Origin of the sequence: Maribacter sp. IgM3_T14_3 (assembly GCF_049603095.1) — a bacterium.
GTDB lineage: Bacteria > Bacteroidota > Bacteroidia > Flavobacteriales > Flavobacteriaceae > Maribacter.
In genome coordinates this window covers 4,185,417-4,209,983 of sequence record NZ_CP187138.1, presented here as the reverse complement: position 1 = coordinate 4,209,983, position 24,567 = coordinate 4,185,417, and the positions used below count along the sequence as shown (strand labels likewise).

Annotated in this window: 21 protein-coding genes; 15 read left to right on the top strand and 6 right to left on the bottom strand. The window is 36.2% G+C overall.

Annotated elements, in window-relative coordinates; all coding sequences use genetic code 11:
* Window positions 1-105: 105 nt before the first annotated feature.
* From ACPF9A_RS18485 to ACPF9A_RS18475, 3 genes are all read right to left on the bottom strand, one after another.
* Window positions 106-2,070 carry a cytochrome c biogenesis protein CcdA gene (locus tag ACPF9A_RS18485; protein ID WP_423999253.1) on the bottom strand — a complete coding sequence of 655 codons (1,965 nt, stop codon included), beginning with the start codon at window positions 2,068-2,070 and terminating at the stop codon, window positions 106-108.
* Entirely contained in the window at window positions 2,067-3,377 is a 1,311-nt protein-coding gene (gene tilS / locus ACPF9A_RS18480; protein WP_423999251.1) for a tRNA lysidine(34) synthetase TilS, read from the bottom strand. Before tilS ends, ACPF9A_RS18485 begins: the two co-directional genes overlap by 4 nt.
* 78 nt (window positions 3,378-3,455) lie before the next feature.
* The gene (locus tag ACPF9A_RS18475; protein WP_423999249.1) at window positions 3,456-3,992 is read right to left on the bottom strand and encodes an NADPH-dependent FMN reductase; all 537 of its coding nucleotides are present in this window, start codon (window positions 3,990-3,992) and stop codon (window positions 3,456-3,458) included.
* A gap of 128 nt (window positions 3,993-4,120) precedes the next feature.
* On the opposite strand from ACPF9A_RS18475, the gene ACPF9A_RS18470 reads away from it, so the two are divergent.
* Entirely contained in the window at window positions 4,121-5,305 is a 1,185-nt protein-coding gene (locus ACPF9A_RS18470; RefSeq protein ID WP_423999247.1) for a heparan-alpha-glucosaminide N-acetyltransferase domain-containing protein, read from the top strand.
* A 73-nt stretch (window positions 5,306-5,378) separates the two neighbouring features.
* Here the strand turns inward: ACPF9A_RS18470 and lpdA are convergent, their stop codons facing one another.
* Together lpdA and ACPF9A_RS18460 are read right to left on the bottom strand one after the other, a co-directional pair.
* Window positions 5,379-6,785: a dihydrolipoyl dehydrogenase gene (gene lpdA, locus ACPF9A_RS18465; RefSeq protein WP_423999245.1), complete on the bottom strand. Its 1,407-nt coding sequence runs from the start codon at window positions 6,783-6,785 to the stop codon at window positions 5,379-5,381.
* Window positions 6,786-6,833: 48 nt separating this feature from the next.
* On the bottom strand, window positions 6,834-7,292 hold the full coding sequence (locus ACPF9A_RS18460; RefSeq protein ID WP_133687318.1) for an Lrp/AsnC family transcriptional regulator: 459 nt from the start codon (window positions 7,290-7,292) through the stop codon (window positions 6,834-6,836).
* A gap of 150 nt (window positions 7,293-7,442) precedes the next feature.
* Here ACPF9A_RS18460 and ACPF9A_RS18455 point away from each other — a divergent pair, with 150 nt between their 5' ends.
* From ACPF9A_RS18455 to ribB, 11 genes are all read left to right on the top strand, one after another.
* A complete protein-coding gene (locus tag ACPF9A_RS18455) occupies window positions 7,443-8,663 on the top strand; it encodes an aminotransferase class I/II-fold pyridoxal phosphate-dependent enzyme (protein WP_423999243.1) in 1,221 nt (406 codons plus the stop codon).
* Window positions 8,664-8,738: 75 nt separating this feature from the next.
* Window positions 8,739-10,205 (top strand): Na+/H+ antiporter NhaC, encoded by a 1,467-nt coding sequence (gene nhaC, locus ACPF9A_RS18450; RefSeq protein WP_423999241.1) that lies wholly within the window; start codon window positions 8,739-8,741, stop codon window positions 10,203-10,205.
* A 213-nt stretch (window positions 10,206-10,418) separates the two neighbouring features.
* Window positions 10,419-11,063 (top strand): peroxiredoxin, encoded by a 645-nt coding sequence (locus ACPF9A_RS18445; RefSeq protein WP_423999239.1) that lies wholly within the window; start codon window positions 10,419-10,421, stop codon window positions 11,061-11,063.
* Window positions 11,064-11,134: 71 nt separating this feature from the next.
* Window positions 11,135-11,449, top strand: coding sequence for a thioredoxin family protein (locus ACPF9A_RS18440; RefSeq protein ID WP_423999237.1), 315 nt, complete (start codon window positions 11,135-11,137; stop codon window positions 11,447-11,449).
* The gene (locus tag ACPF9A_RS18435; protein WP_423999235.1) at window positions 11,430-11,687 is read left to right on the top strand and encodes a DUF6952 family protein; all 258 of its coding nucleotides are present in this window, start codon (window positions 11,430-11,432) and stop codon (window positions 11,685-11,687) included. The genes ACPF9A_RS18440 and ACPF9A_RS18435 overlap by 20 nt, the downstream gene beginning before the upstream one ends.
* Window positions 11,688-11,808: 121 nt before the next feature.
* Window positions 11,809-12,312, top strand: coding sequence for a thiol peroxidase (gene tpx / locus ACPF9A_RS18430; protein WP_423999233.1), 504 nt, complete (start codon window positions 11,809-11,811; stop codon window positions 12,310-12,312).
* Window positions 12,313-12,327: 15 nt separating this feature from the next.
* Window positions 12,328-12,693: a diacylglycerol kinase family protein gene (locus ACPF9A_RS18425; protein ID WP_133687312.1), complete on the top strand. Its 366-nt coding sequence runs from the start codon at window positions 12,328-12,330 to the stop codon at window positions 12,691-12,693.
* 63 nt (window positions 12,694-12,756) lie between these two features.
* Complete coding sequence (locus ACPF9A_RS18420; RefSeq protein ID WP_423999231.1) at window positions 12,757-15,138, top strand: DNA translocase FtsK 4TM domain-containing protein; 2,382 nt, start codon at window positions 12,757-12,759, stop codon at window positions 15,136-15,138.
* Window positions 15,139-15,148: 10 nt separating this feature from the next.
* Window positions 15,149-15,793, top strand: a complete 645-nt coding sequence (locus tag ACPF9A_RS18415) for a LolA family protein (RefSeq protein ID WP_423999229.1) — start codon at window positions 15,149-15,151, stop codon at window positions 15,791-15,793.
* A 26-nt stretch (window positions 15,794-15,819) separates the two neighbouring features.
* A complete protein-coding gene (locus ACPF9A_RS18410) occupies window positions 15,820-17,307 on the top strand; it encodes an LptF/LptG family permease (protein WP_424004529.1) in 1,488 nt (495 codons plus the stop codon).
* A gap of 2 nt (window positions 17,308-17,309) precedes the next feature.
* Window positions 17,310-18,446 carry a 3,4-dihydroxy-2-butanone-4-phosphate synthase gene (gene ribB, locus ACPF9A_RS18405; RefSeq protein WP_423999227.1) on the top strand — a complete coding sequence of 379 codons (1,137 nt, stop codon included), beginning with the start codon at window positions 17,310-17,312 and terminating at the stop codon, window positions 18,444-18,446.
* Window positions 18,447-18,450: 4 nt separating this feature from the next.
* Here ribB and ACPF9A_RS18400 read toward each other — a convergent pair whose 3' ends face one another.
* Window positions 18,451-19,644 (bottom strand): DegT/DnrJ/EryC1/StrS family aminotransferase, encoded by a 1,194-nt coding sequence (locus ACPF9A_RS18400; protein WP_423999225.1) that lies wholly within the window; start codon window positions 19,642-19,644, stop codon window positions 18,451-18,453.
* A 494-nt stretch (window positions 19,645-20,138) separates the two neighbouring features.
* Here ACPF9A_RS18400 and ACPF9A_RS18395 point away from each other — a divergent pair, with 494 nt between their 5' ends.
* The 3 genes from ACPF9A_RS18395 (at window position 20,139) to ACPF9A_RS18385 (ending at window position 23,933) form a co-directional block, all read left to right on the top strand.
* Window positions 20,139-21,110 carry a succinylglutamate desuccinylase/aspartoacylase family protein gene (locus tag ACPF9A_RS18395; RefSeq protein WP_423999223.1) on the top strand — a complete coding sequence of 324 codons (972 nt, stop codon included), beginning with the start codon at window positions 20,139-20,141 and terminating at the stop codon, window positions 21,108-21,110.
* Window positions 21,111-21,504: 394 nt separating this feature from the next.
* Window positions 21,505-21,921, top strand: coding sequence for a Fur family transcriptional regulator (locus ACPF9A_RS18390; protein WP_423999221.1), 417 nt, complete (start codon window positions 21,505-21,507; stop codon window positions 21,919-21,921).
* A 44-nt stretch (window positions 21,922-21,965) separates the two neighbouring features.
* Complete coding sequence (locus ACPF9A_RS18385; RefSeq protein ID WP_423999220.1) at window positions 21,966-23,933, top strand: heavy metal translocating P-type ATPase; 1,968 nt, start codon at window positions 21,966-21,968, stop codon at window positions 23,931-23,933.
* Window positions 23,934-24,567: the final 634 nt, after the last annotated feature.

Here is a 24,567-nt window from a genome sequence, read left to right as displayed (position 1 = left end):
TCAGTTTGGGGGAATCGGTCCCAAGTTAAAACTATTTTTTACATTAAACACCTCGCAGCTCTGCTTTTTATTGACAAGTAGTTAACACCTTACAAAATCGACCTATCAATTATTATTTTTCAAACCTTCTAGCAACCAGTTTTTATAGGTTGGCACATCTGAATTTTGAATAGAAGTATTCAACACTTTCAAATCTGGAGAAAGCAATACGTAAAATGGTTGAGAGATAGAGCTGAAGTTTACATCTTGAAAGGTTCCCCATTTTTGGGCAATGTTCGAAATTTCTTTTACTCGACCGCTATCATACTGAAAATTAAATTGTTCAGCTGCGGGCAGTTCTTCTCTGTCATCGGTGTACAATGAAATAAGCACATAATTATCCTTTATAATCGGGAAGACTTCGGCATCACTCCAAACATTCTCTTCCATTTTTCTACAGTTGACACAAGCCCAACCCGTAAAATCTAATAGAATAGGTTTATTCACCTCTTTCGCATACGCAAGACCTTCATTAAAATCTTTAAAGCAATCAATACCTAGTGGGCAATCGCTTTCCTGCTCAAACATGCTATAAAACTCTGGTGGCGGAAAGCCACTTAACAATTTTAGGTTCGTAATATTAGTCACACCCAATATCATATAAATAGTAAAAGCAGCACTTATAAAGGCAGTAACTTTTCTAGCCATAGATAATTTTTTCACTTGACCATCATGCGGAAATTTATATAACCCGAATAAATACAACGTCATTGCTATTCCTAAAACAATCCAAATACCTAAGAATATTTCTCTTTTTAGAATACCCCAATGCCCAACTAAATCGGCATTCGATAAGAATTTTAACGCTAAACCAATTTCTAAAAAGCCTAACACTACTTTAACGGTAGTCATCCATCCGCCAGATTTTGGAAGTGAATTTAACCATGCCGGAAATAAAGCAAATAATGCAAAAGGCAATGCCAATGCAACACCGAAACCAGTCATACCCGCAGTAAGATTCGTAGCTACTTCACCTTCTGCCAAGGTAGTACCACCAAGTAATCCGCCTAAAATAGGACCCGTACATGAGAAAGATACAATTGCCAATGTAACGGCCATAAAAAAGATACCTAACACGCCGCCAACCTTCGACGATGCATCATCCATTTTATTTGCCCATGAGTTTGGTAAGGTCAGTTCATAATAACCGAAAAACGAAAAGGCGAAGAATATGAAGATTACGAAGAATAATAAATTCAACCAGACATTTGTAGCGATGGAATTTAAAATTTGAGAATCTACAGAGTCGAACAAATGAAATGGTAAACTCAATAAAAAGTAGATTAGAATAATAAAGAAACCATAAAGCAATGCATTTACAATCCCTTTCGATTTATTCTGAGAGTGCTTGGTAAAGAATGATACCGTTAGCGGAATCATTGGAAACACACAGGGAGTCAACAAAGCGATTAATCCGCCAAGAAAACCTAAACCGAAAATCACCCAAATATTAGTAGTCTCTGCAATATTATCTTGACCCTGTGTTAGTAATTCTCTATTCTTTAAATCTAATCGTAATTCTTGTCCTAAAGCCAAACTTCTATCATCAACTTTAATAACTGTTTCTTTAGCCTCAGAACCGTCTAAAGTAAAAAGTAGTGTATAATCCATTGGTATACATACATCTTTACAAACCTGATAAAATAATTCCACCTTAATTTGGTTGTGGGTTGAATCTAACACCTTTATTCGCTGTGTAAAACTAGCGTTGTCCTTAAAAAAGGTCTCATCTACACCAAAAATATCACTATACTCCGTAAATGTTTTACTTTCAATTGTACCATCAACTAAATCATATTTTTCAGTAGCCTGTTTATATCTAAATTCTATTGGCAGACCACCAAACTCGGAAGTAAATTGAGAATACATATGCCAGCCTTCAAAAATCTTAGCTTCCATCACCAATTCATATTCCGAATCAGAAATCTTATTTATATGATGTTCCCAAACTACAGGTTCATCATCAGTTTGTGCGAATGTACCAAGCGGTAAAACGACAATAAAAAGTAGTAAAGCAAAAAATCTAATCATGTAAATTCTATTTTTAAAATCTCTTGAGTGCTATCAGCAACCCTAAAGCGGTGATCTGCGCGCATACCAATAACCCAAATAATTTGCCCTTCTGAGCATAACAACCAAGTTTCTTCTTTAGACAAAACATCAACTTTTTCGTCTTTAAAAAACTTTGACAATTTCTTTTTCCGGTTTAAACCTATCGGATAAAAATAGTCGCCGGTTTTCCATTTTCTTACTATCAGCGGATACTTTAATGTATTCTTTTGAACGAATATTGCAGTATCTGTATTATCATAACGTTCGGGTACCACCGAAAATTTCAAGCTTAACGGAAGGTTCAAAGGTACTTCTTCTTCCGTAATCCGGTATTCCTGAGCTTCCGATTTACTTTCCTTGTTCGAAGTTAAAATTAATACATCTCGATTCTTAACCAAAACATGTGAACTCGAAGTCAATTGCTTACCCGAAAGTCCGTCTAGCAATACTTCAAGATTATCCATTTCTTTGAATCCGTACTCCTTAAACAATCCATGTAAATAAGTAGAAAGCGGATGTAATTCTTTCAGTTTTGCGATTTCAATTTCAAACCTACCATCTTTATCAACAAAGAGTTCTTCCTTAAATTTCTTCAGGTATGCCGAAGCGATAGATTCGGTTTGCTGTAAATAGTTTAGTGTATTCTTGAAATTATCTGAAAATGTAGGATGTAATTCATTCAACTTCGGAATAATCTCTAATCGTATTTTATTACGTAAATATTTTGCATCGGCATTACTTGCATCTTCACGCCATTGCATGTTTAGCTTGAGAGCAAAAGATTCCAATTCTTGTCTTGTAAACGGCAACAGTGGTCTTCGTATATCATTTATTTTTGCAGGTATACCCGTTAAGCCATCGATTCCTGTCCCTCGCGATAAATTGATTATAAAGGTTTCTACATTATCGTTGGCATGATGAGCAGTTAGTAGATAAGCACCGTCATTTTCTTTTAGTAATTGATCGAACCAAGCATAACGAAGTTCACGAGCCGCCATTTGTACAGAAACTTTATGCTGATTCACATAACCAAGCGTATCGAAATGAGTTATAAAGAACTCTTTCTCTATCTTTTTGGCATAATCACGTACAAAAGCCTCGTCGCCATCACTAGCTGTGCCACGCAATGTAAAATTACAATGTGCTACTGAAAAATTTAAATTTGCTTGATGGCAAAGCTCCACAAGCACAGTACTATCTAGACCACCACTACATGCGATGATGAAGTGACTATCTAATAATTCTGGAAAAGAATCTTCAATATGTTTTTTGAATGCCTCTAACACGCAATAAAGGTAAGGAAGTCCCCCTGTTTTATAGGGGGAAGCCTAAGGTTTATTTAACTTATGCCGTATTTTATAGTATTAAGAAATAGACTTTACAAAAGAAGCTACTTTCTCTGCATGAACTTTAGCCAGCTCGACATTTGTAATCCCTTTTACTTCATCAAAATTCTCGCTATATCGCGGTAAAGAAAAAGATTCAACTACGGTGCCTTGAAATCTCGCAACCATTTTTTCTGCAACATCTAAAGCTCCCATAGCTCCGCGACCACCGTTTGACGTAGCCATTAATAAAATTTTCTTATCCGCAAAAAACTTGGCGTCTAGTCGAGACAACCAATCCATCGTATTCTTAAAATATGCAGACGGGTAGCTATTATGTTCATTTACAGAGATAATTAATCCTTTAGAATTAGCTATTTCCTCCTTAAATTCCACCAAAGAATTGGAGAATCCGCTTTCCTTTTCTGTATCCTCACTATACATCGGAAATGGATATTTAGAAAGATCTCTCAACCTAACTTCTTGCACTTTTAGTAAGCTAGCGGTATACTTAACCAACTCAAAATTAATGGAAACTGAAGAATTGCTACCTGCAAATGCTAAAACATAACTCATAGACGTATTTTATTGTATGATTGCGAATTTAATTCAAATCCGATGAACGTTAGAATATTTTATCTAATTTTGCCCCTTCAAACATCCAAACATACTGTTTTATAAGTATATAGGATATAATTGTGATAATGAGCAACTCTAATTCAAGATTGTTTTTTTTAGACGCCATTAGGGCGTGGGCTATCTTAATGATGTTACAAGGTCATTTTATTGATGGTCTGCTAGATAATGCTTTCAGAGACGACTCTAATATGGTGTTCAATATCTGGAAATATTTTAGAGGAATTACCGCTCCGGTATTTTTTACCGTCTCGGGATTCATCTTTACTTTCTTATTAATTAGATCAAAGCAAACAGGCTGGGCGAACCCTCGTGTTAAAAAAGGAATTAAACGCGGATTTGAATTATTGGTCATCGCCTACCTTTTACGAATGAACCTTTTTGGCTTATTCAAAGGTGAAGTGTATGACTCGTTTTACCTAGTAGATGTTCTGCATTGTATAGGGTTATCACTATTATTCATTATCGGATTTTACATTCTGACTTTTGCAAAACAAAAATGGATTTTTCCAACCATACTAGTTTCTACTACCTTATTGCTGTTCATTTTCGAACCTATGTATAAAGCTTCAAGTTTTGAATTTTTACCGCAAGTGTTTGCAAATTATTTAACGAAAGCAAATGGTTCGGTATTTACCATTATACCATGGTTGGGCTACGCTACAATTGGTAGTTTTATGTCCGTTTTATTTTCCAAATATCAGGAAAGCAAAAATTTATACAATTTCATAGTACCGACGTACATTGCAACCGGATTGATTCTTATGTTTCTTTCTTCAGATTTCTTCCTTTCGGTGTACGATGTTACGGGTATACAATTATTTCAGGCTATAAATGACAATAACTATCTGTTTATTCGCTTGGGTGATGTTTTACTTGTCTTCTCCATATTCATTCTACTAAGAAAAGTTTTAATGAATGCAACGTGGTTAAGAATAGGTCAAAGCACCTTATCTATCTATATTATTCATTTTATCATTTTATATGGCAGTTTTACCGGTGTAGGTCTATATCGTTTTTTTCATCATTCATTAAATCCGTATTTTATTGTACCAGGTGCGATTCTATTTATGATCGCCAGTACCTATTTAGCATTAAAATATGAAGACCATAAGGCGGAATTAAAAGTAAACGTACGTTCAATTTTATCGTCTACAAGAATATACTTAGAGCAATTTGCAATTATCGCTTTTGAAGTTTTAAGAACGGTAACAGAGAAAGTACTACGTGTTTTAGGTTTAATTAAAAACTAGATTCAAAAAGTATCAAAAAACAAAAAGGCAGCCAATTGGCTGCCTTTTTTATTTCTAAACTATTCCAGACTATTTAAACATGCAATGCACGATCATCTGTCGCCGCTAACGCCGCTTCTTTAACCGCTTCTGCATATGTTGGGTGAGCATGGCTCATTCTAGAGATATCTTCAGCAGACGCTCTAAACTCCATCGCAGTTACTGCTTCAGCAATTAAATCGGCACAACGTGCACCGATCATATGCACACCTAATACTTCATCGGTCTTTTTATCGGCAAGAATCTTTACAAACCCATCGATATCCATACTAGCTCTAGCACGACCTAACGCACGCATCGGAAATTGACCTACTTTATACTCCACTCCTGCTTCTTTCAATTCTTCTTCTGTTTTACCAACAGCAGCAACCTCTGGCCATGTGTAAACTACACCAGGTATTAAGTTATAATCGATATGTGGTTTTTGACCCGCTAATATCTCAGCAACCAAAGTACCTTCTTCTTCAGCTTTGTGAGCTAACATGGCACCTTTAATAACATCGCCAATAGCGTAAATATTATCGGCACTTGTTTTCAAATGCTCATCAACAATTACTTTACCTCTATCGTCAAGTTTTACACCTGCAGCATCAGCATTCAATCCGTCGGTATATGGTTTTCTACCTACGGCAACCAAGCAATAGTCACCTTCAAAAACAACCTCTTGACCTTTTTTATCGTCAGCCTTAACAATTACCTGATCACCTTTTCTTTCAACCGACTTCACTTTGTGCGATAATGCAAATTTTACTTTTTGCTTTTTCATCACCTTCGTCAACTCTTTCGAAAGCGCAGCATCCATACCAGGTATAATGCGATCCATGTATTCAACTACAGTAACTTCTGCACCAAGTCTTTTGTAAACCTGACCTAATTCAAGACCAATTACACCACCACCAATAACTATCATGTGTTTTGGTATTTCTTTAAGCTTTAAAGCTTCTGTAGAAGTAATTACTCTTTCTTTATCTAATTTTATAAAAGGTAAAGTAGATGGTTTAGAACCTGTAGCGATAATGATATTTTTTGCTTCAATTTCTTCTGTTTTACCGTCGTTCTTTTTGATATTGATATGCGTAGCATCTTTAAAGCTACCGATACCTTCATAAACGGTAATTTTATTTTTATCCATCAAGAATTCAATTCCCTTGGTGGTCTGATCTACAACGCCTTGTTTGCGTGCGATCATTTTCTCTAAATTCACTTTAATCTCACCAGGAATTTCAATACCATGTTCTTCAAAATGCTTGGTAGCATCTTCATAATGATGAGAAGAATCTAACATCGCCTTAGAAGGAATACAACCAACATTTAAACACGTACCACCCAAAGTGGAATATTTTTCAATTATTGCGGTTTTCATACCTAGTTGTGCACAACGTATCGCTGCTACGTATCCTCCAGGTCCTGAGCCTATAATGGCTACATCATATTGATCCATAAAATATTTGTTTTCTAATGTCTTACAAAATTAATACTATTTTTAGTTTTAAAGGGGTATAGCCGTAGAATGCTTTACCTCTTTTATGGTAAAAGAGCTTTGAGTACTACCGATATGATTCATAGCCGTTAATTTATTGACCATAAAATTTCGATACGCCTCCATATCTTGAACGTGTATTTTTAAAAGGTAATCGTAATCGCCACTTAAATGATGACATTCTACCACTTCTTGTAAACGCATAACCTGAGCTTCAAATTGTGCAATATTATCCTTCACATGCTGTACCAATTTAACATGGCAAAAAACAGTAAAATTTCTATCAACTACTGCCTTATCTACCAAGGCCACATAACTTCTTATAGCCCCTATTCTCTCCAACCTTTTTATACGCTCGTAAATCGCGGTTGTTGAAAGGCCTAATTTCAAAGCATATTCTTTGGTAGTTTTCTTACTATCTGCTTGCAAAAGTTCTAAAAGACTATTGTCGGTTTGATCTAGCTTCATAGTGATTGTAATTCTTATTAATCCAACTAATTTAAGAAAATACAGGTTCAAATTCTAAATAATTTTAAATATTAGTTTTAAAATCTAATAATAGAAGTTCATCTTGACAAATTTACTACCAAACCCTATTTTTACTTAAAATAATATCTCATGAGCCAAAAGAACAGCAACGACTTACAAGATTTACAATATTTCGGAGAATACGGCGGAGTAAATCCTTCTATATCCGATTCATCTACCTATACCTTTATATCCGCAAAAACAATGTTCGATACGTTTGAAGGTAATACCGAAGGATGTTATTTGTACAGCAGACATTCTTCGCCATCAAATTTATATTTAGGCGAGGCATTAGCCGCGCTAGAAGGTACAGAAAGTGCAAATGTAACTGCTAGCGGCATGGGTGCTATTACAGCTGTTATTTTACAATTATGTAATGCGGGCGACCATATTATTAGCAGTAGAACTATTTATGGTGGTACGTATGCATTCATGAAGAATTTTTTGATCAAATTCGGAATCAAAACTACCTTTTTAGACATTACCGATCTTGATGCTGTAGCGAAAGCGATTACACCAAAGACAAAAATGATTTATTGCGAAAGTGTTAGTAATCCGCTTTTAGAGGTTGCAGATATTTCAGCACTTTCACGCATCGCAAAGAAGAATGAATTACCGTTGATCATTGACAATACATTTTCTCCATTAACCGTATCACCTGCTAAATTAGGTGCCGATATTGTTATTCATAGCCTTACCAAATTCATAAACGGAACCAGCGACTGTGTTGCGGGTGTTGTTTGTGGCACAACAGAATTCTGTCTTAGTCTTAAAGATGTAAATAATGGTGCAGGTATGCTTTTAGGCAGCACTCTTGACAGCATGCGTGCAGCTTCAATTCTAAAGAACATGCGCACACTTCATATTCGTATGAAAAAACACAGTGAAAATGCGCAGTATTTAGCCGAGAATTTCGAGAAAGACGGATTAAGAGTTGTCTACCCAGGACTCCCTTCTCACCCAGGACATTTAATTATGGAAGATCAAATGAATCCGGAATACGGATATGGCGGATTAATAACCATGGATGTAGGTACCCTTGAGAATGCCAATGCATTGATGGAACTAATGCAGGAGAGAAAATTGGGTTATTTAGCTGTTAGCCTTGGGTTTTACAAAACATTGTTCAGCGCACCCGGAAGCTCTACTTCATCAGAAATTCCGCTAGAGGAACAAGAAGAAATGGGACTTGGAAATGGATTAATTCGATTTTCAATTGGTTTGGATGATGACATTCAAAGAACCTATACATTAATGAAAAAATGCCTGACAGACCTTAATATACTGGATGTCAAAAGCATGAAAGCCTAAATTTTCAATAATAAAATGAGTTTGCACAACCGTTACAGAAATCGTAATATTACGTAAAAACCAAACTCACTTTTTATGTCAGACCATAGCACCAACGAACACAGAGAAAACGAGCATATTGTAGCTAACAAGGAACTTAACCTATTAGAAGCGCTTATTCCCGTGGTACTTTTAATGGCGATGTTGGCCTATAATATATTCTTTGCAGATGGCGAGTGGTTCGGTGAATACTCTAATCAAATAATTTTGTTAGTTGGCGGGGTATTTGCGGCAATTGTTGGCTTTTTAAACAAAACAACATTTGCAACTATGATCACAGAAATTTACGAGAACCTTAAAAGTGTTTTTGTTCCTATTATGATTTTGTTTCTTGTTGGTGCTTTAGCTGGTACATGGTTAGTAAGTGGCATAATACCCGCAATGGTATATTACGGATTAAAAGTATTGAGTCCGTCAATATTTTTACCTGCATCGATAGTTATCGCAGCTATTATATCTATTGCCACAGGTAGTTCTTGGACAACCTCTGCAACAGTAGGTATTGCACTAGTAGGTATAGGTACTGCTTTAGGCATACCGACAGGCATGATAGCAGGTGCCGTTATTTCAGGAGCTTATTTTGGTGATAAAATGTCACCTTTAAGCGATACTACTAACTTAGCCCCGGCAATGGCAGGTACAGATTTGTTTACGCATATTAAATATATGTTCTACACCACGGGTCCGACAATTTTAATAACGATTATAGCATTTTCAATTATTAGTTTAAATATAGATACTACCGGTAATGCAGATGTAACCGGATTATTAGACACTATTGCCCAAACCTTTAATATTACACCGTATTTATTTATAGTTCCGGTAGCGGTAATTGCGCTGATCTTACTTAAGACCAAGCCCTTAATTGCATTAGGAGCAGGAGTGGCACTAGCTGCCATATTCGCAATAATCTTTCAACCTGAAATTTTAGCAACCATTTCAGATTCAAACGTAAGTGCTATCATAAACTCCATATTAACAGACACCGCTATAGTAACCGATAACGAGAAGCTTAATGAGCTATTTAGCTCTGGCGGAATGAACGGTATGCTCTGGACGATTTATCTTATTTGTTGCGCTATGGTATTTGGCGGAATTATGGATGGTATCGGAGCATTATCGAGAATTACACAATCTTTACTTTCTGTTGCGAAAAGTGTCTTTGGTCTTTTTTCAAGTACTGTTCTTAGTTGTATAGGATTAAATGTTATTGCAAGTGATCAATATTTGGCTTTGGTAATACCCGGTAAAATGTTTAAAAAAGCATATCAAGATAGAGGTCTTGCTCCTGAAAATTTAAGTAGAACCTTAGAAGATTCCGGTACAGTAACCTCAGTATTAATACCTTGGAATACTTGTGGGGCCTACCAATCTGGAGTGCTAGGTGTTAGTGTGTCAGAATATTTTGTATTTGCCATATTTAACTGGTTAAGTCCTATCATGACATTGATATTTGCTGGCTTTAATATTAAAATTAGACAACTAGTAAAAAAAGAATCTTAACTAAAGTTTCTTTTTATGGGCTTTTGCATCATAAACCTTGCAATCTGCTAAAAATAACCCCCAGAATTTAACCCTTTCGCATTAAATTAGGGCTATTTTTTGAGCTATTCAAAATAGTTATTCTACCATTGAAATTTCTAATTTAGAAAGTCTTTTAACGCGCCATCAAGTCTTAATTTTGCTTTATAATTAATTATAAAACGAAAACTTATTATGGCATTTGTAGGAAAAAAATTCCCAAATATTAGTGTTAATGCAATGAACGACATGGGCGATACTTTTAAGCTTAATGTCTTAGAAGAAGCTCAAAAGAATAACAAAAAGGTTGTTTTATTCTGGTATCCAAAAGATTTCACTTTTGTATGCCCTACTGAACTTCACGCATTTCAAGCTGCTATAGGTGAGTTCGAAAAAAGAAACACCCTAGTAATCGGTGCTTCTTGTGATACTCCAGAAGTACACTTCGCATGGTTAAGTACTGAAAAAGACAATGGTGGTATTGAAGGTGTTACATATCCAATAATAGCAGATAGCAACCGTAACTTATCTAGTATTTTAGGCATTTTAGATATTCAAAATGAAGTGTACGATGAAGAAACAGGTACGGTTCAAGTAGAAGGTGACAATGTCACTTACCGAGCTACTTATATTATTGATGAAGAAGGTGTTGTACAACACGAAAGCATCAACAATATGCCATTAGGTAGAAACGTTGGTGAGTATTTACGTTTGGTAGATGCTTTAACGCATGTACAAGAGAAAGGTGAAGTTTGCCCAGCAAACTGGGAAGAAGGTAAAGATGCCATGTCTGCAAATAGAGACGGTGTTGCTAGCTACCTTTCTGCACACGCAAACTAATAAAAATTTTAAACGAACGTGAAGCACTTTGCTCCATGTTCGTTTTATTAATCCTTAAATAACTTCATATTATGTTATTAGAATTAGAACAAGATAATTTACAGGAAATCATAGATAACAATCCTAATGTTGTAGTACAGTACTCAGCAACTTGGTGTGGCAACTGTAGAATAATGAAGCCAAAATTTAAAAAAGAAGCTTCGCAAAATGAGAACATCACTTTTGTGTTGGCAGATGCAGAGAAATTTCCTGAATCTAGAAAACTGGCAGATGTAAGCAACTTACCTACTTTCGCTTCTTTCGAAAAAGGAAAAATTAAAAATCAGGTTCAAACAAATAAGTACGACCTATTAAAAGATTTGATCAGTGAGATTACCCCTAATTAAATTACTGACAGAGTTTATTGAAGAAAAAGATAGCGATTACATTCTAGAGACCATCGAAACTTTAGAAGCGTTAACAGAGTTACCTTCTTTAAAAGATGAAGAGCTAGACGTAATCGGTGAACTTATTTCAAATATGTATGGCGCCATAGAAGTTGCGAACAGCATACAACAAGGGGTACCTAAAAAAGATGCTATGAATCAATTTATGCAACGCGTTTTAGGTTCCATAGATAAATAATAGCTTTCAAAAAAGCATAAAGTCCTTTCTAATTCGAAAGGACTTTTTTTTACCCTATTCCCTATCGTTTCAACTTTATATTTTATAATTTCACACTTTCAATCTTAAAAAGATAAAAATTATGGCTTCGGTTACACTAAAAGGAAATGAAATACACACTTTAGGAACTTTACCTGCAACAGGTGTAAAAGCTCCAGATTTTCAATTGACTAAAAATGATCTGTCTACAGTAAAACTTTCAGATTATGAAGGTTCAAGAGTAGTTTTAAATATATTCCCAAGCGTTGATACTGGCACTTGCGCACAATCTGTTCGTCAGTTCAATAAAGAAGCTGCAGAACTTGACAATACAATCGTTTTATGTATTTCAAAAGATTTACCGTTCGCACAAGCAAGATTTTGTGGTGCAGAAGGAATCGAAAATGTTGAAATGCTTTCAGATTTTAAAGATGGTAATTTCGGTAAAGGTTACAGCGTAGCATTTTCTGACGGACCATTAGCTCCATTGCTTTCAAGAGCAGTTGTTGTAGTTGATGAAAAAGGAAATGTATTATACACTGAGCAAGTAGCAGAAACTACCGAAGAGCCAAATTACAAAGCAGCGTTAGAGGCGTTGATGAACTAAAAATAAACGACACTCATGCCAAAAGAATCCTTTTTGGTCAATCGTATTAAAAGTGTTGGCTTTGCCTTTAAGGGCGCCATGCTTTTAATACGTACTGAAGCAAGTATAAAAATTCAAGTTTTCATTGCCATTGTAATGACCGCTCTAGGCTTTTATTTTGATATATCCCACACAGAGTGGATACTTCAAATCTTTGCCATAGCCATGGTTTTAGGCATAGAGGGCATGAATACTGCCGTAGAGAAAATTGCAGATTATATTCAGCCAGAATTTGACGTTAAAATCGGATTTATTAAGGATATTTCGGCAGGGGCTGTCATGTTAGTTTCTATTGCTTCAACTATTATTGGCCTTATCATTTACTTGCCTAAGATTATGTAAGCCTTCATATAGTCTAACATAGCTCATCGTAAATTTGTAATTTAGCATCAGAATAAAGTTTTAATGGCAAAAAAGGCAACTAAATCAAAGCCAAAACCTACTAAAAAAGGATCACCGTTTAAATTATCCAAACAGAATAAAATCATTTTGGGTAGTTTGTTGATGCTTTTTAGTATCGCATTGTTCTTCTCGTTTATATCATTTTACTTTAACTGGCAAGATGATCAAAGCTTGTTGTCTGAATTTAAAGACCGTAATGAACTTGCTAAAAACTTATTGAACAAATTTGGCGCCAGCATTAGCCACTTTTTTATGTACAAGGGCTTTGGGTTAGCTTCGTTAATTCTACCTTTTCTTATTTGTATTACAGGTATCTACCTCTTCTTAGGTCTTCCTTTAAAAGCCTTATTCAAAAAATGGATTTGGGGGTTGCTATTTGTTATATGGATTTCAATTGCCTTAGGTTTCTTTGCTACTTCAAGTCCGTTACTTGGCGGATTGGTTGGTTTTGAAATGAATGATTTCTTACAGGACTATGCTGGTAAAATTGGGGTGCTATTATTATTGGTATTCGGACTCATATTTATTCTTGTTAGACTCTTTGAAGTAACTCCTGAAGGAATTTCATCATTCTTTAAATCAAGAAAAGAAGCTATATCAACAGAGTTCAAAGCAACCCAAGAACGAAAGGCTAACAGAAAGAAAGAGCAAGAAGAACAAGAGGAAGAAGATTTACTAATACGTTCGTTAGAAGAAGAAGCTCCTGTAATTATAGATACCTATACTCATAAAACTGAAATTCCGCATTTAGAAAAAGAAGTGTCAGACTTTGAAATTACCGCTCCAGAACCTGAAGAGACATTGGCAATGGAGGTTGAACATGTTATTGAAGAACCAGAAGAAATTGATATTCTTGCCAATAAACTTGTAGATGATTTTGGAGAGTTCGACCCTACCCTAGAATTGGGCAACTACAAATTCCCTACGCTTGATCTTTTAGATCCTCATGGAGCTACTGGTGGCATTACCATTAATCAAGAAGAATTAGAAGAAAACAAGAACAAAATTGTTGAGACCCTAAAAAATTATAAAATAGGAATTGCCCAAATTAAGGCAACCATTGGTCCGACTGTAACATTATACGAAATAGTACCAGAAGCGGGTGTTAGAATATCGAAAATCAAAAACCTAGAAGATGATATTGCACTATCACTAGCGGCATTAGGTATTCGTATTATTGCCCCAATACCTGGTAAAGGAACAATAGGTATTGAAGTACCTAACAAAAACGCGTCTATTGTATCTATGCGTTCGGTAATTGCATCTAGCAAATTTCAAAAAGCAGAAATGGAATTGCCTATCGCCTTCGGTAAAACGATTAGTAATGAAACCTTTGTTGTCGATTTAGCTAAAATGCCACACTTACTAATGGCAGGTGCTACCGGTCAAGGTAAATCGGTTGGTTTAAATGCGGTACTTACATCGTTACTATATAAAAAGCATCCGGCAGAGGTGAAATTCATTTTGGTCGATCCTAAGAAAGTTGAACTTACCCTTTACAATAAAATTGAGCGTCATTTTTTAGCTAAACTTCCAGATTCTGAAGAAGCGATTATAACAGATAATACAAAAGTAATTCACACACTGAATTCACTTTGTATTGAAATGGATAATAGGTACGAATTGTTGAAATTAGCCATGGTACGTAACCTAAAAGAATACAATACCAAGTTTAAGGCGAGAAAACTGAATCCGAATGACGGACACAAATTCTTACCCTATATAGTTTTAGTTATTGATGAGTTTGCCGATTTGATCATGACCGCCGGTAAAGAGGTAGAAACACCCGTAGCAAGGCTAGCGCAATTAGCGAGAGCAATTGGTATACATTTGATCATTGCGACGCAAAGACCTTCTGTAAACGTTATTACAGGTATCATCAAAGCCAACTTCCCCGCGAGGTTAGCTTTTAGGGTAACGTCTAAAATAGATTCAAGAACTATATTAGATACCGCAGGTGCCGATCAATTAATCGGTAGAGGAGATATGTTATTTACGCAAGGTAACGATGTTACCCGTATTCAATGTGCATTTGTTGACACGCCTGAAGTAGCCAAAATAGTCGATTTCATCGGCAGCCAACGTGCCTACCCAGATGCGCATGAATTACCTGAGTACGTTGGTGAAGATTCTGGCACGAGTCTTGATAATAACGTCTCTGAAAGGGATGCAATGTTTCGAGAAGCTGCTGAAGTTATCGTAATTGCACAACAAGGTTCAGCCTCATTAATTCAACGAAAATTGAAATTAGGCTACAATAGAGCCGGTAGAATTATTGATCAGTTAGAAGCAGCGGGCATTGTAGGTCCTTTTGAAGGCAGTAAGGCACGACAGGTTTATGTATCTGACATGGTTGCCCTTAAACAAATTTTGGATAATGAATAATATTAAAAAGATGAAGAAAATTATTTTTATTTTGACGATTATGCTTACCGCAACCTTTGCAAATGCACAAGGTTCAGATAAAGCAAAAGCATTATTAGATGAAGTTTATAATAAAGTACAGAGCTATGACAACATCTTTGTAGACTTCAAATTTGATTTAAAGAATGCAGATGCAGGTATTAACCAAGAGACAAGAGGAGATGTTACCCTTGCAGGTAATAAATACATGTTCAACTACTTAGGTTCTCAACAAATTTTTGATGGAAATAAAGTATACACTATCGTACCAGAAAACGAAGAAGTTACTATCGAAGATAAGTCTGATGATGAAAATGCGATGACCCCTTCTAAGATGCTGACTTTTTATAAAGAAGGACACAATTATGCTTGGGATATTCTACAGGATATTCAAGGAAGAAAAATACAATACGTAAAATTGACACCAATTGATTCTGATACCGAAATTAAATTGAGGTTATTAGGTATTGATATGGGTACAAAGCACATTTACAATTTAATTGAGACAGGTAAAAACGGTACAAAAACCACAATCACTGTTAATTCTTTTAAAACAGATCAAACATTGTCCAAAACCTTATTTACTTTTGATGAAGCTAAATATAAGGGTGAAGGCTATTTCATTCTAAGAAATTAGAACTATTGAGAATACTAGACCGATATATCCTATCAAGGTTCATTTTTAATTTTGTCAGTTCGTTTGTAATATTGATGTTCATCTTCATATTTCAAACGATCTGGCTTTTTATTGATGACCTCGCGGGTAAAGGTTTAGATATTGTTATTATAGGTAAGTTCCTCTTTTATTTAATGCCTGATCTTACTGAAAAAGTACTACCATTAACCGTACTTCTATCTTCTATACTAACTTTTGGATCTATTGCCGAGAATTATGAATTCGCGGCCATGAAAGCATCGGGTATTTCGCTGCAACGATCTATGTTGAGTTTAATCGTATTCGTGACCCTCTTAGGCGGAGTCACTTTTTTCTTTGCCAATAACGTCATCCCCCTATCACAGCGAAAAATATATAACCTTCGTAGAAATATTGCCAAGGTAAAACCCGCAGCAGTAGTATCTGAAGGAGTTTTTAGTGATTTTGAGGGCATGAACATTAAGGTAGATGAGAAGTATGGCGATAATGACCGTTTTCTTAAAAATGTAATTATCCATAGAAAATCTGCAAACAACCTAAACACCACCGTTATTAAATCTAAAACGGGAGAATTAATAAGTAGCGAAGAGTCTGACCTTATTCAATTGGTATTAACAGACGGTCATTACTATGAAGATATTACTTCTAAGAGCAATGACAGTAAAATGAAATTCCCTTTTGCTCAGGCAGATTTCGATACCTACACTATGAATATCGAAATACCTGAAATAAATAATGACGAGTTAGAAGAAGAGCGAGATATTAGTACCGATAAAATGAAAAATATTTCTCGCCTATCGAAAGATATAGATTCATTACGAGGCGATAATTATCGGGTTGTACGTGCATTTTCTAAAAATGTGGAAAGTAGAACAGGTATGTTCGTACCGCTAATTGCTAAAAATCTAGATTCGACAAAAAGCCAGACAATTACTAAAAAAGATAGTCTCATTAATATAAAAGCGGAAAAATCAAAGGCAAATTTAGTTTTACAAGACTCCATTACTGAAAATATATTAATGCTTTTCCCCGATTGGCAACAGATACAAATTTTAAGCAGCGCTAAAAATGCCACCACAAGTATATTGGGTACCGTGAGTGGCAAAAAAGAAGAAATGCAGAAGCGATATAAAATCTACAACATGCATATTCTTTCGCTTCACAATAAATATGCATTAGCATTCTCTTGTATTATTCTATTCTTCGTAGGCGCTCCGTTAGGTGCAATTATCAGAAAAGGAGGCTTAGGTTTACCCATGGTGATAGCCATAGTACTCTTCTTAATCTATTATTTTATAGGAGTTTTTGCCGGCAATTATGCTAAAGAAGGCAATATACACCCAATGTTAGGTGCTTGGCTTTCTACGTTGATTATGCTGCCACTAGGGTTCATTTTAACCAAAAGAGCCACAGAAGATAAAGGAATGATGGATTTCGGATTTATAGCCGATTTCTTCAAAAAAATATTTAAGAAAAAAGATAAAGTTGATTCTTAACCATGACAGATCTTAGTACAATACAATTGAACAGTATAGAAGAAGCGATTGAAGATATTCGCGCCGGTAAAGTAATTATCGTAGTTGATGATGAAAATCGCGAGAATGAAGGAGATTTTTTGGCGGCTGCAGAACTTGCTACTCCAGAAACGGTCAATTTTATGGCTACCCATGGTAGAGGGCTAATTTGCGCACCTTTAACCGAAGGTCGTTGTAAAGATTTAGGATTACATATGATGGTAAGTACCAATACCGATCCTTTAGAAACGGCATTTACCGTATCTGTAGATTTAAGAGGTAAAGGAGTTACCACAGGTATTTCTGCCGGTGATAGGTCTAAAACTGTTATAGCATTAACAGAGAGTGATACAAAACCCCATGATTTAGCTAGACCGGGACATATATTCCCATTAGTAGCTAAAGAAGGCGGGGTTTTAAGAAGAACTGGGCATACCGAAGCAGCTATTGATTTTGCGCGACTGGCGGGATTACAACCTGCGGGAATTATCGTAGAGATAATGAATGAAGACGGTACCATGGCACGCCTACCCCAATTAGTCGATGTTGCGAAAAAATTCGATCTTAAAATTGTTTCTATCGAAGATCTTGTTGCCTATAGAATGGAACATGACAGCTTAATCGACAAAGAAATTGATTTTGATATTACCACTCGTTTTGGCGAATTTAGACTTCGTGCGTATAAGCAGACAACAAACAACCATATTCATATTGCCTTAACTAAAGCCTCGTGGTCATCTGAAGAAAAAATATTGACCAGAATCAACTCTACCCTCATCAACAATGATATTTTAGGAACGTTGACACATAACCCAGACGAAAAGTTAGAGGATATGTTCAACAAAATTAATGAAGAAGGTAAAGGAGCAATTGTTTTTATTAACCAAGATTCAGAATCTCTTAATATACTTTCTAGGTTAAAAGAGTTGAAAGAATTGCAAAAACAAGGCGTTCACAAAGCACCTAAGATTGAAATGGATAATCGTGACTTCGGAATAGGAGCTCAGATTCTACATGACTTAGGCATTCATAAAATGAAATTAATGACCAACAGTACCCAAGCGAAACGCGTAGGTATTGTCGGATACGGATTAGAAATTGTAGAATACGTGAAGTATTAATTCTCTAAATAAACTTTTCTAAAACGTCTTTCATTTTAGTTGCACGTTCAGCAACCTCTTCTTCTGTCCAGCTTAGTTTTACAAGACACGAGATGGTTCTGCCAATCCATGCGTCAGATTTTGAGAAGTCCGATTTTGAATAGTCAGGCAACTGATTAACAACCTCTTGAGGCAACTTACCTAAAGATCTCTTATGGATTAAATGCTCCCATTTTTTGTAGTAATGCCAGTTATTATCGAACCAATAAAAACAAGCGTCTACACCAGCCTCACCTAAAGCTGTATGCGCTTTTTTTGCTATTTCTGTAGTTGGCAAAAAGAAAGAGATAAACGAATAATTCTCCACCCCCCCTTCTGGTACTTTTCTAAATGTAATATTAGAAAGCGGTGATAAGGCATTTCTTAAAACAGTATAATTTTTCTTTTGGATAGATAAGAAATCATCCAATCGCTCAATTTGCGCACAACCCACGGCTGCATTTAATTCTGATATTCTAAAATTATATCCTAAAAACGGATGCGTTTCCGTTCCGCGATTGTTACCCACATGATCATGACCATGATCGGAGTAGTGATCTGCATTTATTTTATATTGTTCGTTGTTGGTAATGATTGCTCCGCCCTCGCCACAAGTTATTGTTTTCACATAATCAAATGAGAAACAGCCTAAATCACCATAACTACCCAAAGGTTTACCATCATAACTACCTCCTATTGCCTGACAGGCATCTTCTAACAGCAACAAATTATGTTTATCACAAATCCCCTTCAATGCACCTAGGTCAGCCATAGAACCGCACATATGAACGGGCATGATTACTTTAGTTTTATCGGTGATAGCATTTTCAACTGCTTCAGGACTTAAGGTTAAAGTATCATCAACATCAACAAGAATGGGTATGGCACCAATAGCCAAAATAGATTCAAAACTTGCTACAAATGTAAAAGTTGGCATAATCACCTCGTCACCTGCTCCAACACCAGCACTTGCAAGCGCAACTGTTAAAGCAGCAGTACCACTACTTACCAATTGCGCATACTTAGTTTCCATTCGCTTCGATAAAGCAGCTTCAAGCTCTAATGCCTTCCAATGGTTATTTCGCATTCCGTCAAAGCCGTAACGCATTAATACACCTGAATCTAAAACATCTTGAACTTGACTTTTTTCTCTCTCTCCAAACAACTCGAAACCTGGCATGCTATCTTATTTTATATTGTACTACAAATTTTGCTTAAATTATTGGTAAAACCAAAGTTTTATGACGAGTATCGATACCATAAAAATCAAGAACTTTTTTAAGAAGCCATCACCCAAATTTACGGGAACCCTGCTCGCCAACCACGCACCGCTACCATTACCAATTGCCAGTATTAAACCAATTTTCCAATTTACTTGATTGTTCCAGGCAAATACAATCAATGCTGAACCTATATCAAAGGTGTATCTAAATATGATAGAAATTGACCAAATGACAATTGGTCAAATTAAACTCCATTAACTGATAATAACCGAAGTCAAGAAAATAGACTACTGAAAGTTATATAGCGCAGAACGATTATATAATGACAAATTTTTAAGCCAAAAAATTTTAGAAAACTATTAATGATTTTAAACACTAATTTTACCGATTATAATATACCAAACTGCAACCTTTTCGGTTATAGTAGAAATCTTAATGTAGGTAATACGAGATGTTTAATAAAAAATATACACTTTTAGGCGAAACCATTCAGAAAGGCAAAGGTGCCCAATTGAATTTAGATATCGCAAAACTACATACCAGAACTAAAATTGAAGTTCCGGTAATTGTACAGCGCGGTAAAAAAGATGGTCCTACCCTACTCATTACAGGTGGTATACACGGTAATGAAATTAACGGTGTAGAAATTGTTAGGCAAATAGTCTCCAAAAAATTTAACCGACCAGAATGCGGTATGGTTATTTGTATTCCGGTGGTAAACATATTCGGTTTTTTGAACCAGGCACGTCAATTTCCTGATGGTCGAGATTTAAACAGAGTGTTCCCAGGTAGTTTACGCGGATCTCTAGCAAGCCGCTTCGCTTATCATTTGGTAAAAGATATTGCTCCGGTTATAGATTATTGTATTGACTATCATACGGGCGGTGACAGCCGCTTCAACGCACCACAGATTAGAATTGATAGTGATGATGTTGACGGATTAGCGTTAGCGAAAGTTTTCGGGGCAGAATTCATTGTAAAATCTGCCGGAAGAGAAAAATCGTTTCGTGAGACCCTTCATCAACTTGATAAAAAAGTATTACTATATGAGGGTGGAAAATCGCTTCATATTGATAGCGAAATTACCGATACTGGTATTGTTGGTGCACTGCGGATGATGCATCATCTAGGCATGCGAAATTTTGAAGAAGAACTTTCACAGTATGCTTTAAAAGAAACGGTACCGAAATTGGTTCATGCATCTAAATGGGTTCGAGCAAAACATTCGGGTATGTTTCACCCAACAATCAAAATCGGACAAGCAGTAAAAAAGGGAGAAGAAATAGGAAGCATTTCTGGTCCGTTCGGGTATTTTGAAAAGAAAATAAAAGCCAAAGAAACCGGATATGTAATTTGTATCAACGAATCACCAATTGTGAATCAAGGTGACGCTATTTTTCATATTGCTTACGATATTGAGTAGAATTAAAATGCTTAATAATTTTCAATAAGTAAGGGCTAAAAAGTTAAAGATCATCTGCAATTGAAATCTGCTATCTTACTGACTGAAGGATCATTAACATTACAATTAACACCAACTTAAGCAGCCTGATATGTCAATTAAATAAACACTGAAATTTAGTATTTCTCTGTTTACATAAGATAATAATTTATCAATTTTCCAATCGAGGCTACTTATTCTTAAAAAATCAATTCTTACCCTGTTATTTATCAAATTTTCAGCACTTTATATCAATTATCAAGTACTTTTTCAACACTACAATTGCTTAATTTAAAGTTAAAGATCCTCTCAAGTTGAAATCTTGTATAACATTGATTACATTAGTGTTAAGGGTAATTAAAAACTACTTTTTTGCATGACTGAAATAGAAAAAACATTAGATAATAAAAGTGTGCGCCCCACTGCTATGCGTATACTTATTTACAAATTCATGGCAGGCAAACAAAATGCCGTTGCCCTTACCGATATTGAGAACGCTTTCGAAAAAGCGGAGCGTACAACGTTGTATAGAACTTTAAAAACATTTGAAGAAAAAGGCATTGTTCATCAAATAGACGATGGTACCAATATATCAAAGTTCGCAGTATGCGAGCCCGGTTGTAATTGCGAGATTGACCAAGATCTTCACTTACATTTTCACTGTAGTCAATGTGATAAAACCGTTTGCTTAACCGAACATAAAATACCGCATATCAATTTGCCCGCAGGTTATATTGCCGAAGATGCCAATTTGGTCATTAAAGGAATATGCGATTCGTGTAGCGATCATTAAATGCACTTCTGTTGCACGATCTCTTTTCAGACCTTGCAAGTATTATGAAAAAGAAAAAAATAGACCTACAATCACTTACGCCAACGCAAAGCACTTGTGCTCATTGCAGCGATGACGAACATACACACGAAGCTGCACCACATTCGTCAAACTTTAAATTATACTTACCGGCAATCATCAGCTTTACGATGTTGGTCATTGGTATAGCCTTGGACTATTTTAAAATTTTTACATTCTTTCAAGGCTACATACGTTTAGCTTGGTATATCACGGCATACATACCTGTTGGTCTACCTGTACTAAAAGAAGGATGGGAAAGCATCAAAAAAGGGAATTTCTTCACCGAATTCTTTTTAATGGGTGTTGCTACCATTGGAGCATTTGGTATTGGCGAATATCCAGAGGGTGTGGCAGTAATGGTATTCTACGCAGTGGGTGAACTTTTTCAAAGTGCTGCGGTTCAACGAGCTAAAAGCAACATTAAAGCGTTACTTGATCTCCGACCGGATCAAGCTTTGGTATTCCGTGATCATCAATTTATTTCTGTATCTCCAGAAGAGGTAAATGTAGGAGAAAAAATACAAGTCAGGGTTGGCGAGAAAGTCCCGCTAGACGGTATTTTACTCTCAGAAAGAGGCTCATTTAACACGGCAGCTTTAACAGGAGAAAGCAAGCATGATACCCTTAAAAAAGGAGATGCTATATACGCCGGAAGCATCAATTTAGACGGAGTGGTTGAAATTGAAACCACTAAGGTTTTCAAAGACAGTTCTATTACCCGTATTCTTGATATGGTACAGAATGCCACTGCTCGTAAATCAAAGACAGAACTATTTATTAGAAAATTTGCAAAGGTCTACACGCCAATTGTCACCTATCTAGCTATTGCGCTGACCTTTCTACCGTACTTTTTTGTCGAGAATTATATTTTTCAAGATTGGCTGTATCGTGCATTTATATTCTTGGTTATTTCTTGTCCGTGTGCTTTGGTAATTTCTATTCCGTTAGGGTATTTTGGCGGATTAGGAGCAGCTTCAAGAAACGGAATACTATTTAAAGGCGCATCTTTCTTAGACACCATGACCAAAGTAAATACGGTGGTTATGGACAAAACAGGCACTGTAACCAAAGGTGTTTTTAAGATTAAGGATCTTGTTAAAGATCAGATCTTTACCGAGGCAGATTTCATGAAGTACTTGATCGCTATTGAAGAACAATCTACACACCCTATTGCGAAGGCAATTTTAGAATATAAGATTGATGGTATCAAGTTTAAAGCAACAGATGTCACTGAAATTGCTGGTAAGGGATTACAAGGAACGGTTAACCAAAAATCGGTCTTGGTCGGTAATAAAGCGTTAATGACGGCAAACCAAATTGAAGTTCCAACAGAGACCGACAGCATTGTAGAATCTATCGTAATGATGGCGATAGACGGAAAATTTGCAGGCTATGTTACTATTGCCGATGAATTAAAAGAAGATGCTTTAGAAGCAATCAAAGAAATGCGCAAAGCGGGAATTAATAAAATTATTATGCTTTCGGGGGATAAAGATTCCATCACCCAACAAGTAGCACAGCAATTAGGTATTGATTGGGCAAAAGGCGGGTTACTACCTGAAGAAAAACTGGAAGAAGTAGAGAAACTTAAGAAGAACCCGAACACCAAGATTGCCTTTGTCGGCGACGGAATTAATGATGCTCCCGTTCTTGCCATTAGTGATGTGGGTATTGCCATGGGCGGATTAGGTAGTGATGTCGCAATCGAAACTGCAGATGTTATTATACAAAATGACCAGCCTTCTAAGATTGCTACAGCCATTAAAATCGGGAATTCTACACGTAAAATTGTATGGCAAAATATTGCGTTGGCATTCGGGGTTAAGCTTATTGTTCTAGCCATGGGAGCAGGTGGATTGGCCACAATGTGGGAAGCTGTTTTTGCAGATGTTGGTGTTGCGCTATTGGCAATTTTGAATGCGGTACGATTGCAGAGAATGCAATGGAATTAACCGTCATTACGAACGAAGTGAAGTAATCTGTTTATTGGTAGCCTAAAACTCACTTGGTGTAGAAATTTGGCAGATTGCTTCGTCGCGAAAAGCTCCTCGCAAAGACGCAACCTAATGTCACTTCGAGCGCAGCCGAGAACTCTTAAGTTAGCATCTCACAAAGCTTGCATTTCGAATGCGCACAATATGACACCCTTACAATTTAACCGTCATTACGAACGAAGTGAAGTAATCTGTTTATTGATAGCCTAAAACTCACTTGGTGTAGAAATTTGACAGATTGCTTCGTCGCGAAAAGCTCCTCGCAAAGACGCAACCCAATGTCACTTCGAGCTCGGTCGAGAACTCTTAAGTTAGCATCTCACAAAGCTTGCATTTCGAATGCGCACAATGTGACACCTTTACAATTCAACCGTCATTACGAACGGAGTGAATTAATCTGTTTATTGGTAGCATAAAACTCACTTGGTGTAGAAATTTGGCAAATTGCTTCGTCGCGAAAAAGCTCCTCGTAAAGACGCAACCTAATGTCACTTCGAGCGCGGTCGAGAACTCTTAAGTTAGTATCTCACAAAGCTTACATTTAGAATGCGCACAATGTGACACCCTTACAATTCAACCGTCATTAAAAACA

What these genes read in the sequence shown, in the direction of transcription:
- ACPF9A_RS18485 (WP_423999253.1), bottom strand. Translation starts at nt 2,070, where the DNA reads ATGATTAGATTTTTTGCTTTACTACTTTTTATTGTCGTTTTACCGCTT.
- ACPF9A_RS18475 (WP_423999249.1), bottom strand. Translation starts at nt 3,992, where the DNA reads ATGAGTTATGTTTTAGCATTTGCAGGTAGCAATTCTTCAGTTTCCATT.
- ACPF9A_RS18470 (WP_423999247.1), top strand. Translation starts at nt 4,121, where the DNA reads ATGAGCAACTCTAATTCAAGATTGTTTTTTTTAGACGCCATTAGGGCG.
- lpdA (WP_423999245.1), bottom strand. Translation starts at nt 6,785, where the DNA reads ATGGATCAATATGATGTAGCCATTATAGGCTCAGGACCTGGAGGATAC.
- ACPF9A_RS18460 (WP_133687318.1), bottom strand. Translation starts at nt 7,292, where the DNA reads ATGAAGCTAGATCAAACCGACAATAGTCTTTTAGAACTTTTGCAAGCA.
- ACPF9A_RS18455 (WP_423999243.1), top strand. Translation starts at nt 7,443, where the DNA reads ATGAGCCAAAAGAACAGCAACGACTTACAAGATTTACAATATTTCGGA.
- nhaC (WP_423999241.1), top strand. Translation starts at nt 8,739, where the DNA reads ATGTCAGACCATAGCACCAACGAACACAGAGAAAACGAGCATATTGTA.
- ACPF9A_RS18445 (WP_423999239.1), top strand. Translation starts at nt 10,419, where the DNA reads ATGGCATTTGTAGGAAAAAAATTCCCAAATATTAGTGTTAATGCAATG.
- ACPF9A_RS18440 (WP_423999237.1), top strand. Translation starts at nt 11,135, where the DNA reads ATGTTATTAGAATTAGAACAAGATAATTTACAGGAAATCATAGATAAC.
- tpx (WP_423999233.1), top strand. Translation starts at nt 11,809, where the DNA reads ATGGCTTCGGTTACACTAAAAGGAAATGAAATACACACTTTAGGAACT.
- ACPF9A_RS18425 (WP_133687312.1), top strand. Translation starts at nt 12,328, where the DNA reads ATGCCAAAAGAATCCTTTTTGGTCAATCGTATTAAAAGTGTTGGCTTT.
- ACPF9A_RS18420 (WP_423999231.1), top strand. Translation starts at nt 12,757, where the DNA reads ATGGCAAAAAAGGCAACTAAATCAAAGCCAAAACCTACTAAAAAAGGA.
- ACPF9A_RS18415 (WP_423999229.1), top strand. Translation starts at nt 15,149, where the DNA reads ATGAAGAAAATTATTTTTATTTTGACGATTATGCTTACCGCAACCTTT.
- ribB (WP_423999227.1), top strand. Translation starts at nt 17,310, where the DNA reads ATGACAGATCTTAGTACAATACAATTGAACAGTATAGAAGAAGCGATT.
- ACPF9A_RS18400 (WP_423999225.1), bottom strand. Translation starts at nt 19,644, where the DNA reads ATGCCAGGTTTCGAGTTGTTTGGAGAGAGAGAAAAAAGTCAAGTTCAA.
- ACPF9A_RS18395 (WP_423999223.1), top strand. Translation starts at nt 20,139, where the DNA reads ATGTTTAATAAAAAATATACACTTTTAGGCGAAACCATTCAGAAAGGC.
- ACPF9A_RS18390 (WP_423999221.1), top strand. Translation starts at nt 21,505, where the DNA reads ATGACTGAAATAGAAAAAACATTAGATAATAAAAGTGTGCGCCCCACT.
- ACPF9A_RS18385 (WP_423999220.1), top strand. Translation starts at nt 21,966, where the DNA reads ATGAAAAAGAAAAAAATAGACCTACAATCACTTACGCCAACGCAAAGC.